This window comes from Promicromonospora sp. NPDC052451 (genome assembly GCF_044547525.1).
Lineage (GTDB): Bacteria > Actinomycetota > Actinomycetes > Actinomycetales > Cellulomonadaceae > Promicromonospora.
Genome location: NZ_JBIUAP010000004.1, coordinates 66,565 through 79,777, shown reverse-complemented (window position 1 = coordinate 79,777; position 13,213 = coordinate 66,565). Strand labels below are relative to the sequence as shown.

12 protein-coding genes are annotated in these 13,213 nt (G+C 72.3%); 7 read left to right on the top strand and 5 right to left on the bottom strand.

Features of this window, described 5'->3' with window-relative positions; all coding sequences use genetic code 11:
• The first annotated feature begins 80 nt into the window (after positions 1-80).
• Genes ACIG47_RS08340 through ACIG47_RS08330 form a run of 3 tightly spaced genes read left to right on the top strand, consistent with a single transcriptional unit; the run spans position 81 to position 4,605 of the window.
• Positions 81-1,037: a hypothetical protein gene (locus ACIG47_RS08340; protein ID WP_397430407.1), complete on the top strand. Its 957-nt coding sequence runs from the start codon at positions 81-83 to the stop codon at positions 1,035-1,037.
• Positions 1,034-2,815 carry a hypothetical protein gene (locus tag ACIG47_RS08335; protein ID WP_397430406.1) on the top strand — a complete coding sequence of 594 codons (1,782 nt, stop codon included), beginning with the start codon at positions 1,034-1,036 and terminating at the stop codon, positions 2,813-2,815. The genes ACIG47_RS08340 and ACIG47_RS08335 overlap by 4 nt, the downstream gene beginning before the upstream one ends.
• Positions 2,812-4,605, top strand: a complete 1,794-nt coding sequence (locus ACIG47_RS08330) for an insulinase family protein (RefSeq protein ID WP_397430405.1) — start codon at positions 2,812-2,814, stop codon at positions 4,603-4,605. Before ACIG47_RS08335 ends, ACIG47_RS08330 begins: the two co-directional genes overlap by 4 nt.
• Here ACIG47_RS08330 and ACIG47_RS08325 read toward each other — a convergent pair.
• The 5 genes from ACIG47_RS08325 to ACIG47_RS08305 all read right to left on the bottom strand — a co-directional run bounded on the left by ACIG47_RS08325 (position 4,568) and on the right by ACIG47_RS08305 (position 8,802).
• Complete coding sequence (locus ACIG47_RS08325; protein ID WP_397430404.1) at positions 4,568-5,038, bottom strand: PPOX class F420-dependent oxidoreductase; 471 nt, start codon at positions 5,036-5,038, stop codon at positions 4,568-4,570. The genes ACIG47_RS08330 and ACIG47_RS08325 overlap by 38 nt on opposite strands.
• A gap of 84 nt (positions 5,039-5,122) precedes the next feature.
• Positions 5,123-6,352 (bottom strand): SseB family protein, encoded by a 1,230-nt coding sequence (locus ACIG47_RS08320; RefSeq protein ID WP_397430403.1) that lies wholly within the window; start codon positions 6,350-6,352, stop codon positions 5,123-5,125.
• A 37-nt stretch (positions 6,353-6,389) separates the two neighbouring features.
• Entirely contained in the window at positions 6,390-6,767 is a 378-nt protein-coding gene (locus ACIG47_RS08315) for a hypothetical protein (RefSeq protein ID WP_397430402.1), read from the bottom strand.
• Positions 6,764-8,443 carry a polymorphic toxin-type HINT domain-containing protein gene (locus ACIG47_RS08310; RefSeq protein WP_397430401.1) on the bottom strand — a complete coding sequence of 560 codons (1,680 nt, stop codon included), beginning with the start codon at positions 8,441-8,443 and terminating at the stop codon, positions 6,764-6,766. Before ACIG47_RS08310 ends, ACIG47_RS08315 begins: the two co-directional genes overlap by 4 nt.
• A 32-nt stretch (positions 8,444-8,475) precedes the next feature.
• On the bottom strand, positions 8,476-8,802 hold the full coding sequence (locus ACIG47_RS08305; protein WP_397430400.1) for a hypothetical protein: 327 nt from the start codon (positions 8,800-8,802) through the stop codon (positions 8,476-8,478).
• 291 nt (positions 8,803-9,093) lie between these two features.
• On the opposite strand from ACIG47_RS08305, the gene aspS reads away from it, so the two are divergent.
• The 4 genes from aspS to ACIG47_RS08285 all read left to right on the top strand — a co-directional run bounded on the left by aspS (position 9,094) and on the right by ACIG47_RS08285 (position 13,161).
• On the top strand, positions 9,094-10,893 hold the full coding sequence (gene aspS / locus ACIG47_RS08300; protein ID WP_397419401.1) for an aspartate--tRNA ligase: 1,800 nt from the start codon (positions 9,094-9,096) through the stop codon (positions 10,891-10,893).
• Complete coding sequence (locus ACIG47_RS08295; protein ID WP_397430399.1) at positions 10,890-11,672, top strand: GNAT family N-acetyltransferase; 783 nt, start codon at positions 10,890-10,892, stop codon at positions 11,670-11,672. Before aspS ends, ACIG47_RS08295 begins: the two co-directional genes overlap by 4 nt.
• A gap of 97 nt (positions 11,673-11,769) precedes the next feature.
• A complete protein-coding gene (locus ACIG47_RS08290; protein WP_397430398.1) occupies positions 11,770-12,420 on the top strand; it encodes a DUF4190 domain-containing protein in 651 nt (216 codons plus the stop codon).
• Between the two features lie 138 nt (positions 12,421-12,558).
• Entirely contained in the window at positions 12,559-13,161 is a 603-nt protein-coding gene (locus ACIG47_RS08285; protein WP_397419395.1) for a DUF4190 domain-containing protein, read from the top strand.
• Positions 13,162-13,213 lie beyond the last annotated feature (52 nt).

Here is a 13,213-nt window from a genome sequence, read left to right as displayed (position 1 = left end):
TGATCCGGGCTGCCGCGCCAGTAGGGTCCGGTCGGGCACCGACGCCCCCAAGTACTCGAACACCCGGACAGGTCACACAGATGGCATCGACGCGCGACGCGGCACCGCAGGACACCTTCTTCGATCCCTGGGCGCACCTGCCCGACGGCGCGGCCCTGCGCGCCGCGTGCGACAGGGACGACCTCGCGGCGGTGCTGGCGGGCCTGCGCGGCCTGACCGTGGCCGACGACCTCGCCGCCGCGCTGTGGGCGGTCGCCTCGGAGAAGCTGGCCGGGGACGACCGCGCCACGTTCACCGTTGCGATCGAGGCCGTCGACGACGGCACGCCGCTCGCTCGCACCCTGCGAGCGGTCCGGTACGTGACGGTGGGCTGGTCGATCCGCACACGACTGCGCGCCGAGCACGTCTCGGCGGCACAGTTCGAGCAGTTCTTCGACTGGCTGCGGCGCGCCGAGCGCGTCCTGTTCGAGGTGTGCTCGGAACACCCGCACTTCGTCCCTGCCTGGGAGGCGCGCATCACGACGGCCCGTGGCCTGCAGCTCGGCCACGGCGAGGCCCGCCGCCGGTACGACCGGCTGGCCGCGCTCGACCCCGCCGTCTTCGCCGCGCAGCGGGCCTACCTGCAGCAGATCCTGCCGAAGTGGAGCGGCTCGTGGGAGGACGCGTCGAGGTTCGTCGAGGAGTGCGCGGCGGGTGCGGCCCCTGGCGCGCTCGCCTCCGCGCTCGTCGCCGACTACGCCGTCGAGCGTGCCTTCGACGACGACGGGCCGGTCCCGTCCGCGATGGTCGAGCGGGTCCGTACCGCGGCAGCCGCCACCGTGCTCCACCCGGACCACGTCCGCACGGCGGCCACGGCGACTGCTCATTCGACGTTCGCCCTGTTCTTCACGCTCGCCAAGCTGCCCGCCGAGGCCTGGCCGCACTTCGAGGCGCTCGGCGACGCGCCCGTCGAAGGACTGTGGGGCGGCCTGCACCCCTTCCGGAAGGCCCGCGCCGCGGCTGCCCGGGCCGCGGGCCGGCGGGTGGTGCCCGCATGAGGGCGCCGGAGCTCGGCGAGCTGACGGCCTTTCCCGGGGTCGCTGTCGACGAGGTCGACGGCGTGCCCGTGCTGCTGGCCCCGCGCGAGGGCAACATGTCGGGAGGCATCGTCTTCCGCGTCGGCTCGGCGCACGAGACCCTCGCCACCTCGGGCATCACCCACCTGGTAGAGCACCTCGCCTTGCGCGAGCAGGTGCTCAGCGAAGCCCACCTCAACGGTCAGACGCACGCGGGCGTGACACTGTTCCACGTCACCGGGTCGGCCTCCGACGTCGTCGGCTACCTCAACGACGTGTGCGCCGCGCTGCGGGACCTGCCGCTCGACCGGATCGAGACCGAGAAGGACATCCTCCGGTCGGAGGCCGGGACCCGGAGCCCCGGCTTCACCGGCCGGCTGCGCCTCAACCGCCACGGTGCGCGTGGCCTGGGCCTCGTCCGCAACGGCGAGCGCGGCCTCGACCGCCTCACGGCCGACGAGGTACGGGACTGGGCGGCCACGTGGTTCACCCGGGGCAACGCCGTCGCCTGGTTCACCGGTGACGCCCTCCCGGACGGCCTGGACCTGCGCCTGCCCGAGGGCAGCCACATGCCGGCCCCGCCGCTCACCGACGTGCTCGGTGCCACGCCCGCCTACCTCACCGGCCTGCGGGACGGCGTCGCGCTCGATGCGATCCTGCCGCGGGGCGACGCCGCTTCCGTCACCGCGCTCGTGCTGCGCGAGGTGCTGCACCGCGACCTGCGCGCCGACGCCGACCTGGCCGGCTCGGTAGACGTGACCTACGAAGGGCTCGACGACGAGCATGCCCGCATCGACGTCGCCGTGCAGGCCGTCGAGGGCAGGCAGGACGCCGTCGTGGGAGGCGTCCTGGACGCCCTAGGCGGGCTCCGGTACCACGTCGCCGACGCAGATCTCGCCGCGGCGCGCGCGCTGGCGGCAGAGGACCTCGCCGCGTTCGCCGCCGCCCCGGCGGCGGACCACCTACCCGGCCTGGCCTTCCAGATGGTGACCGGGCGCCCGCTCAAGAGCGCCGACGAGATGCGTGCCGCGGTAGACCGTGTGACCGCGGACGACGTACGCGCCATGACCCGTCGGCTGTGGGACGGCGCGCTCTGGTTCGCCCCCGAGCCCCTGGACAGGGTGGGCGTCGTCGAGGCGCCACGATGGTCGGCGCAGCCGGCCGTCGGGCGTGCCTTCCCGCGCATCGACGCCCCGGACGTGTCCGTGGTCCTCGCGTCGGACGGCGTCGGGCTCGTCGCGCCCGACGGCGGCGTCACCGTCCGCTTCGCCGACTGCGTGCTCCTGGAGGTCTGGCCCGACGGCGCCCGCGCGCTCACCGGCACCGACGGTTTCCGGGTGGTCGTCGAACCCACGCTGTACGACGGCCTTACGGCAGTGGACGTCGCCTGGCACGTCGACGCACACGTGCCGGCCGACGTCGTGGTGCAGATGCCCGAGCGTGCGGCCGGGGACATCCCGGTGCCGACCCCCGCCCCGGCGCCCGCCCGGCGTCGCCGGCGCACGACGACGCGGCGCGCGCCGGACCCCGCCGAGGTGGAGCTCGAGCTGCCGTCCGTCGAGGAACCGCGCTCGGTCCCCGCGACGGTCGGCCTCGTCGTGGCCCTGTGGGTCGGCGGCCTGCTCCTGCTCGGCGGAGGGCAGCTCCTGCTGGAGCGCGCACTCGACACCGAGCTCCGGCTCGGCATCCTGCCCGTGCTCGCCCTCGTGTGGGCGACGTTCGGGCTCATCAACCGGCGACACCCGAGGCAGAAGCGATGACGACCACGACTCCCACCGCACCCCGCGAGCTGTCCGCGCACTGGCCGGGACCGACCGAGGGCTGCCTGGCCTTCCGCGTCGGGTACGCCGACGAGACGCTGCCCACCAGCGGGATCACCGCCCTCGTCGTCGCTCTCGCGCTCCGCGCCGTCGAACGCCCCGGGCTGGAGGTGGCCGCTACCGTGGGCCCTACCGTCACGGAATTCCGGGTCACCGGCACCGGTGAACGGGTGCGCACCACCCTGCACGCCCTCGCGAGCGCCCTCGCGGACCTGCCGGTGCGGCACCGTGCGTCCGAGACGCAGGCGCTCGCCGACCGCACGCCCGACGTGCCCCCGGTGCAGAGCTGGCGGTTCGGCCACCGGGGCTACGGGCTGGGAACCGATGTCCGCGTCGGCCTGTACCGCGTGACGGACGAGGACCTGCGGTCCTGGGCACGCGCACGCTTCAGCGCGACGGACGCCCTCGTGTGGTGCCGCGGCGCCGAGACGCCCGACCTCGACGTGCCGCTTCCCGCGCCGGCCGTGGCGCCGCATCGCGCGCCCGAGGTGGGTGAGGCGGCGTGGACGTTGCCCGCGGAGGCGCTCACCGGCGGCACCAGCGTGCTGTGGGAGGGCATCGTGCCCGACGTGCCCGCGGCCCACGTGCTCGCAGAGGTCGCGCGGCGTGCGCTGTTCCAGAACCTGCGTCACGACAGGGGCTGGACGTACGACCCGGCGGCATCGGTCGGCGCGCTCGACGGCCGGTACGCCGCGCTGCGCCTGTCGGCAGGCCTGCGGGAGGAGACTGCCTCGGAGGCGATCGGCGAGTTCCTGGACACGTGGGGCCGCCTGCGGCACGCGGTACCGGCCGACGATCTCGCCACCGCCAAGGCTCACCTCCTGCTCGCGTTCGACGAACCGCACCAGGAGGCGATCTGGCTGCCGGACGACGCCGTGCGGACGCTGCTGGGGCGGCCCGTGCCGACGCCCGCGGAGCGCCGCGCCGAGATCGAGGCCGTGACCGCGGACGACGTCATGGCGCTCGCGCGTCAGGCGTGGGACTCGGGTCTGCTGGTCGCGCCGGTCGCGGAGGGCTGGGCGGGGACGGCGGTCGTGCCCCGTGGTGCCGGCCCCGCGCTCGACGGACAGGCCTTCGAGCGGATCGACACCGACGCGACGGTGGTGGTGGGGGAGGAGGGCGCGACGCTGCGGGCCGGCCGTTCCCGGCAGACCGTCCGGTTCGCCGACACGGCGGCGCTGCTCGCGTACCCGGACGGTGGGCGGCTGCTGGTGGGGCTCGACGGCGCGGAGATTCCGTTCGAGCCCACGCTGCACGACGATCTCACCGCGGCCCGGGTCTCTGCGCTGGTGGATGCGCACGTGCCCGCCGACCGCGTGGTGCCGGTCCCCCGCTCGGGCGCGCCCGAGCGGCCGGCACGGCAGCAGACGAACGCGGCTGCGGCGGCCCGGGCGGCTCGGGAGACCCAGGAGAAGAGCATGATGCAGACGGCGGGCGCCATCGCGACGGACACCGGTCGGATGGTGTTCGAGCTCGGCAAGATCGCGCTCGTCGGCCTGCTGGTGCTCCTGATGCTGGCGGGCGTCGTCGGCGTGGTGTTCGCCGTGGTGACCGTGCTGGTCTGGGTGGCGAGCTGGTTCGACGAGGGGCCCCAGGACTGGGTCGTGCCGGCGGTGGTCGTACCGGTCGGGGCGCTCTGCGCCGTCCTGACCCGGTTCGCCTACCGGATGATCCTCCGGATGGGTGGGGAGGTCAGACCTGGGCGAGCCGAGCAGGGAACCCGCCCGTAGCCACCGGCCCCCAGCGCTCGATCGTGATACGCACCAGCGACTTGCCCTGCTCGACCATCGCCGCGCGGTACTCGTCCCAGTCGGGGTGCTCCTTGCCGGCCGCGGCGCGGAAGTAGTCGACGAGCGGTTCCACGGACTCGGGGATGTCCAGCACCTCCGCCGTGCCGTCCACCTGGACCCAGGCCTCGTTGAAGCCCTCGCCGAGCGCCAGGAACGACGCCGCCGGCCGCTTGCGCAGGTTCCGCACCTTGGCGCGCTCGGGATAGGTCGAGACGACGACCCGCCCCTCCGGGTCCACGCCGTAGGTCACGGGGCTGAGCTGCGGGGCGCCGTCGGCCCGGCTGGTCACGAGGATGCCGTTGTGGCGCGAGCGGAGGAACTCCAGCAGCTCGTCGCGGGTCACGGTGGTGTTGGTGGCGATCGTCCTGGGCATGGGCGCCAGCGTACGCGGCACCACCCACACCCGGGCCGGTGGTGCCCGGCCGCCACCTCGCGGGTGGCGGCCGGGCGGACCGCGTCAGACGACCGCGGGGCTGGGTGATGCCGGGGCGACCGGGGCAGGTGCGCCGTCGGAGTCCGGCGCCGCCGGGGCGTCCTCGGTCGGCTGGCCCAGGATCCACTCCGTGGAGAACAGCACCTTGTCCGTCAGCCGCAGCATCTCGTCGCGGATGCCGACGTGCGGGGTGGAGAACGACAGCCGCGCCACGGACTGCCGGCCGGGGGCCTCTGCCCAGTAGTCGACCAGGAGCAGGGGCAGGTTCTGACCGCCGACCTCCTCGGACCCCTGGCCCAGGCGGACATGGCGCAGGAACGGTCCGGACAGCGTCTCGGTGCGCGTCAGGGCGTCGTCCGGGCCGAGGTCGGCGCCGATCCTGTCCTGCACACGCTGCAGGTGCGACGACGAGCCGGCCTCGGGGCCGAGGTCGTGCCAGTAGAGGGTCAGGTTGAGTGCGAGGGTCGCCTCCTGGCCGGGCAGCAGCAGGTAGGCCATGACCTTGCCGCCCGCCGCCTCGGCCTTGTCCGCGACCTCGATGAGCTTCTCGCGCAGGTCCCGGCGCAGGGGAGCGGAGCGGTCGCCCAGCTTGGCCGTCTGCTGCTTGACGATGTCGCGGATCTGCCGCTCGCGCCGTTCCGGCTCGTCGAGCTCGATGACGGCCCAGTGCTCGGGCAGGTTCAGCTCGATACCGAGCCCGCGGAAGCCGCCCGGTTCCTCGACCGTGCCCAGGGCGTGCAGGGCCTCGCCGCTGATGCCCGTGCCGGTCTCGTCGAAGAGGCCGGTGGGGTCGTCGGCGGGGGGCTGCGGGTCGAGGGCGGTGAGGAAGTCGGTGACGCCGAAGGTCATGGGGCTGGGCCCGGCCGGGTCGATCACCACCTGTTCGAGTGCGGCCCCGTGGCGTGTGACGAACGGTGCCATCGAGTCGCGCCGTCGCATGCTGAAGGCTCGCTCGGGTGCGTCCTGGAGGAACGTCGCCAGCGTCTGGGTCGTCGAGAACAGGCACAGCTGGTACGGCCGGACCGAGCCCTCCGGAGCGGGGAAGACCTGCACCTGCGGCGTACCGTCCTCGCGGTCCAGGATCGGTACCACGACGACGTCGTCGCGCAGGGCCCGGCCGACAGCGGCCCGGTCACCCGCCGCGAGAGCCCGCGCCAGCGCCACCGATCCGGCGTCGGACCGGGGGGCCACGGAGGCAGGGGGCTGTTGCGCGTCGGGTCGCGGCGCGCCGCCCGAGTGCGGGACGTCCGTCATGTCTTACCTCCTGGTGGTCGTCGTACGGTGCGGGTGGTCAGCCATTGGGCCGGGCAGCCTTGAACAGCGCGGCCAGCTCACCGTGGAGCTCGTCGACGATGGCGTAGCCGGCCTGGCCGGGTGTCGGGAGCTGGAAGAGGAACGAGGTACCGATCACGGTGCGGACCTCCGGGTCCCCCGCATGCAGTTTCTCCTCGAGGAAGGCAAGCACGGCACGCCAGTCGAGCTGGTCGGCCGTCCGCTCGCCCGTGACGTCGGCGACATAGGCCTGCACGACCTTCGGGGTGACATCCACGCCGAAGTACACGTGCGCCAGGAACGTCTCCGGGTCGTCGTAGTAGAAGTCGATGTTCTTGGCGAGAGAGGGGAAGGTCTCGGCCAGCTCGACGGCAAAGGCCTCGTCGGACCGCGTCACTTGCAACCACCAATTCCGTAGGCGCTCAGTTTTCCCTTGTACTGCCCCGCATGGGCGTCGTCGATCGCGGAGATCATCCCGTCGACGGCGGGCCGGTCGACCTCGGTGAGCGGGATCACCTGGGCCGTTCGTCTGGTCTTGCCGATCGGTACGCCGTCACGCATCTTGACCAGCCGGTTGCGGTACTGCGTGGTGCTGGCGACGTGGTCGACTCCGTTCGTCAGCTGGCCGGTCAGCACCTCGTTGTTCGCTGCCGCGAGTGCCGTGCCGTCTCCGATCGGGTTCGCGCTGTTCACCCCGTGCGACAGCGCGTCCAGGATGTTCTGGACCGGCTCGCTGTAGCCACCTGAGTTGTGCACCAGCACGGCGACGTCGTCGGCGAGCACATAGTAGGTGTGGTCGGTCGCGACGCTGAAGTTGTAGACGGTCTCCGCGCGTGCCTCGATCCGGATCCCGTCGACGGGTACCGGACCGTTGGCGGTGACCAGCAGGTCACCGGGACGAAGATCGGCGGCGGCGGTCCAGCCGCGCTCGTGGACCATGAACGGGTGCTCGGCGGTCGTGGTCAGAAGTGCGCCGGCGACCGTGAGGTGATGGAGCGCCGTCGTACGCCGGACGTAGGTCTCGGTGACGATCCGGAGCTCGTCCTGGCCCGTCGTGACGTTCCGCGCCCAGACCTTGTCCTCGACCTGGATGTCCTCGATCGGCTTCTCGCCGTCGGCGGTGCGGATCATCGTGCCCGCGGTGAAGCAGGCGCCGAACCGGAACTTGCACCAGGCGTCCTTCATGCCTTGTTTGAAGCCGCCCTTGAACGCCCCCTTGGCGATGCTCTTGGACAACCCCATCGCAGCCTTCGCCGCACCACCCAGACCGATCAACGACAACGCCGCACCCGCGATCGCGATCCCCGCCTCCGCCCACGACCGCTCACCCGTGGCAGCCAACGTGATATTCGCAACCGCCGACACGATCGCCGCCACGGCGGCGATCACGATCAACACCCCCGCCAACGCCTGACCCACCACCGGGATGAACGCCACCACGATCGCCAGAATCCCCGCGATCGTGGAGATCATGTCCGCGATATCAGCAATCGCCGCGACCAGCTTCGAACCCCAGTCATCCCACCACCCATCATTGAGATCATCGCTGGAGGTGATCTCCTCGATCCGGTCCACCGCCGCGTTCGCCGCACGATCCCGATCCGACACCGCCGACTCGATCGTGCTCTTGGCCGCACTGATCGCCCCAGCAGCCTGGTCGGCATCATTGCCGGCCTGATCCGCCTTCGACTGGAACTCCTGCTTCTCGGTCTCGTCCTTCGCCGAATCAGCCAGCTCCTGCCACCGGTCCTGCGACCCCGACGCAGACTGCGCCTGATCCTGCGCGTCCCGCGCCCGGTCCAACGCCGCCAGCGTCTCGCCCTGCACCCGCTCCAACGCCGAGGCATACCCCACCAGAGCGTCCCCCGCCGCGACATACCGCGCATGCGCCCGACGGATCTCACCAATGGTGTCCTCCTTGGCACCCATCAGAGAATCCACCGCCTGCGACACCGTCCCCGCCACATCCAGACGCGACATCGCCCCCGCCGCATCATCGATCGACCGAGCAACCTCCAGATACTCCTGCCCACCCGCAAGCACCAACACCGGATCACCCGGCGTGGGATCCACATCCAAACCCACCGGCGACCAATCCGACGGCCTCACAGCGCACCACCCGGGCCACCACCCGACGAAGGAGCAGCCTCATCGCCCTCCATCGCCCTGGCCAGATCCCTATCAATATCCGTGAACGCCTGCGCCACCTGCGTCGAGGCCTCCGCCAGCTTGCGCAAGTTCTCCGTCATCTTGCCCCGCGTGTCATCCCACTTGTGCGCGAAATCCCGCACCACCCCCGCCAACCCCTCATGACCCACCGCACCCGCAATCCGATCACTGTTCGCATTCGCGTTCTCGAACTCACCCGCCACCACCGACAAACTCGACCCCAACTCACGCACCGCATCCAGATCAACCCGCAGATCCACCATCGCGACCTCCTACGGCTCCCGACGTCCCTGTCCCTGTCCCGACCTGGGAGAATACTGACGCCGCAGCAGCAACGCCACGAAAAAGTTCACCCGCGACACCGGTCCGGGCGCCGGTTCACGCAGACGTCCGGGCGCGTGCACCGCCAACGACCGTTGTCCACAGGGCGGAGCCCGCGCGCAGGTCTCAACGACTAGACTCGCTGAGCGCCGTCAGGCGCCCGTGCCCCGGCGTGCGGCCCGTCCAGGGCGCCACGTGGCCGGACCCACCTTCCGTACGAAAGGAACCTCCCCGTGCTCCGCACCCACACGGCCGGCTCATTGCGGGCCGAGCACATCGGCCAGACCGTCACCCTCACGGGCTGGGTCGATCGCCGCCGTGATCACGGGGGAGTGGCGTTCATCGACCTGCGTGACGCGTCCGGCATCGCCCAGGTCGTCATCCGCGACGAGGAGATCGCCCACCCGCTGCGCGCCGAGTTCGTGCTGCAGGTGACCGGCGAGGTGGGCCGTCGCCCTGAGGGCAACGCCAACCCGAACCTCGCCACCGGCGAGATCGAGGTGGTGGCGACCGAGGTCGTCACGCTCAACGAGTCGGCCCCGCTGCCCTTCCAGGTGTCCACCGCGCTGGCCGACACCGAGGTGATCGGTGAGGAGGCGCGCCTCAAGCACCGCTACCTCGACCTGCGTCGTCCCGCCCCCGCCCACGCGCTGCGTCTGCGGGCCAAGGCGAACCAGGCCGCGCGCCGCGTGCTCGACGAGCACGAGTTCGTCGAGATCGAGACGCCGACGCTGACCCGGTCCACCCCGGAGGGTGCCCGCGACTTCCTGGTGCCCGCGCGTCTCGCGCCCGGTTCCTGGTACGCCCTGCCGCAGTCGCCGCAGCTCTTCAAGCAGCTCCTGATGGTCAGCGGCATGGAGCGCTACTACCAGATCGCCCGCTGCTACCGCGACGAGGACTTCCGCGCGGACCGGCAGCCGGAGTTCACGCAGCTCGACGTCGAGATGAGCTTCGTCGACCAGGACGACGTGATCGCCCTGGCCGAGAAGATCCTCACGGCGCTCTGGGACCTGATCGGCCACAAGATCACCACGCCGATCCCGCGCATGACGTTCCACGAGGCCATGCGCCTGTACGGCACCGACAAGCCGGACCTGCGCTTCGGCAACCCGATCGTCGAGCTCACCGACTACTTCAAGGACACGCCGTTCCGCGTGTTCCAGGCGGAGTACGTGGGCGCCGTCGTCATGCAGGGCGGCGCGTCGCAGCCGCGCCGGCAGTTCGACGCCTGGCAGGAGTGGGCCAAGCAGCGCGGGGCGCGTGGCCTCGCCTACGTCACCTTCTCGGAGGACGGCGAGCTGGGTGGTCCCGTCGCCAAGAACCTCTCCGACGAGGAGCGCGCCGGCCTCGCGGCCGCGACCGGCGCGGCCCCCGGTGACGCCGTGTTCTTCGCCGCCGGCAAGACGGGGGAGGCCCGGGCGCTGCTCGGTGCCGCCCGCCTGGAGATCGCGCACCGCACCGGCGTGATCGAGGCTGCGGAGGCCGCGGGCGAGTGGTCGTTCGTGTGGGTCGTGGACGCGCCGCTGTTCAAGCCGGCCGGCGAGGACGACGACGTCGACCTCGGCTCGTCCGCCTGGACCGCCGTGCACCACGCCTTCACGTCGCCCACGCCGGAGTGGATCGACACGTTCGAGAAGGAGCCGGGCGAGGCCCTCGCCTACGCGTACGACATCGTGTGCAACGGCAACGAGATCGGCGGCGGCTCGATCCGTATCCACCGCCGCGACGTGCAGGAGCGCGTCTTCGAGGTGATGGGCATCGGGCACGAGGAGGCGCAGGAGAAGTTCGGCTTCCTGCTCGACGCCTTCGCGTTCGGCGCCCCGCCGCACGGCGGCATCGCCTTCGGCTGGGACCGCATCGTCGCGCTGCTGACCAAGTCGCCCTCGATCCGCGACGTCATCGCGTTCCCGAAGTCGGGCGGCGGGTTCGACCCCCTCACCGCGGCCCCGGCGCCGATCACGCCGGAGCAGCGCAAGGAAGCCGGCGTGGACTTCGTCCCGGAGGCCGTTCCGGCACCCGCCCCCACGGCGTGACGCGGCTGGGCGGACACGGGCTCGACCACGTCTTCCATACCGTCCGGACCGACTTCCTCCAGGTGGTCCGTTCCTGGACGGACAGCACCGGGCCCGACGACGCCGGTGCGGCCGGCGTCGTCGAGCTCGGCGACCCGACGGGTGAACGACCCGGCCGGGTCGTCGCCGCCGTGGGGGAGCCGCGCCGGGTGGCGGACCTGCTGGCGACCGTGACGCCGCAGGACGTGGTGCGGGGCGCGACGGTCACCCGCGGTGCCGGGGTGCTGGCCGCCCCGACCCTGTCGGCGTGGGGCCTGCGCCCGGCCACGACCTGGGACCGCATGGTCACCGAGACGGCGCCCGTGGTGCCCGACCTGGGTGCGGCCGCCGTCGTCTCGCTCGACCTGGATCGCGACGCCGACGAGATCGAGGCGGTGCTCGCCGAGGCCAACCCGAGCACACGGCACGGTGTGCGAGGCCGCCATGCGCGCCGCGCCCGCTGGTACGGGGTGCGGATGCGGTCGGCGGGCGAGGGGTACCGCACGGGCGCGCTGGTCGCGGCCGGGTCCGCGACCCCGGTCCCGGGCGGCGCGGTCCACCTGGGCTCGATCGGGACGCTCCCGGCGTTCCGCGGTCGCGGGTACGCCGGAGCGCTGACGGCCCGCATGACAGCGGACGGCGTGGCCGGGCACGGGCTGGTCACGCTCGGGCTCTACGCCGACAACCTCGCGGCGCGCCGCGTCTACGAGCGGCTCGGCTTCGTGGTGGCGCACCGGGTGGAGACCTGGCAGCCCGTCTGAGCCCTCCTTCCCGCGCGGGCCTGCGCCAACACTGGTTAGGTGGATCTCAAGGGGCGCCGGTCCCGGTGCCCGGGATCCACACCTGGAGGGCGGTTCCATGACCGAGAACGACGGCGGCGCACCACGCGATCCTCAGCGGGACCCGGAGACGCCGCCCACGCAGCCGCTGCCCGAACCGGCCGCGGGCGCCGAGCAGGTGCCGCCGGGCGCCACGGAGCCAGGGCCCGCGGGTCCTGCCGGCCAAGGCCCCGGGGCGCCGTACGGACAGTCCGCCGCCGCGAGCGGGTACGAGCCGCCGGCCGAGGCGAGCGGCTCCGAGCAGCCCGCGTACCCCGAGCAGCCCGCATACTCCGAGCAGCGGACCGCAGGCACGCCCTACGAGCAGTCCGGTGCGCAGGGACCCTACGGTGGTGCACCGGCCCCGCAGTACGGGTACGCGCCGGCCCCGCCCAAGAACGACCTGGGCGTCTGGGCGTTGGTCACCGGCATCCTCAGCTACGTGATGTGCCCGCTGCTGCTCGGCATCGCCGCGATCATCACCGGAACCATGAGCCGCCGGGCCGCCGACGAGGGGCTGGCCAACAACCGCGGCATGGGCACGGCCGGGCTGATCCTCGGGTGGATCAACGTGGCGCTCTTCGTCCTCGTGGCCGCCTTCTTCATCGTCGCGCTGGCGGCCGGGCTCCTGGCCGGTGGGCTCGGCGAGTGGAACGACGTGAACGACATGCCCCGGTACCGCGACTACTGAGCCTCCCACCTGCGCCGACGTGGGGAGGCCTCCCCATGCGTTTCTGCTGCCGTGCGGGGCGTCCGGCCTGTAGGTTAGGGCCCTCCGCGCCGGTCGTCCCGGCCGCGACCAGCGATGAGCAAGCAGAGAGGTAGCACGATGACCCAGCCTGACGGCGGACAGTCGCCCTACGACCCGCCGCAGCAGCCGCAGCAGCCCGAACCGGGCGGTCAGCTGCCCGGCGCCGTCCCGGGGGAGCCGGCGCCGTACCAGCAGACGCCGTACCAGCAGGCACCCTACGAGCAGGCGCCCCACGAGCAGGCGCCGTACCAGCAGGCGCCGCAGGCTCCGGTCTACGCGCAGGGCGGGCAGCCCTACGCCTACGGTGCCGCCCCGCTGCCCAAGAACAGCCTCGGCGTGTGGTCCCTCGTGCTGGGCATCCTGGCCGTGCTGGGCTGCGGCATCCTGACCGGTATCGCGGCCATCATCGTGGGGCACAAGAGCCGGGCCGCCCAGCGCGAGGGGCAGGCCGACAACGGCGGCATGGGCCTCGCCGGCATCATCACGGGCTGGGTCGGCATCGCGTGGACCACGATCTACGTCGGCTTCCTCATCGTGATCGCGATCTTCGCCATCAACGACCCGTCGTTCCAGGACGGCTTCGAGGACGGTTTCGAGAGCGGCTACGAGCAGGAGTACGGCGACGTGCCGACGTCGGACCCCGAGCTGGACGCGCTCCTGGAGGAGCTCGAGAACAGCTAGTCCTGTCTCACCGGTCAGCCCGCCGTGCCACCGAGGTGTCGAACCCTCGGTG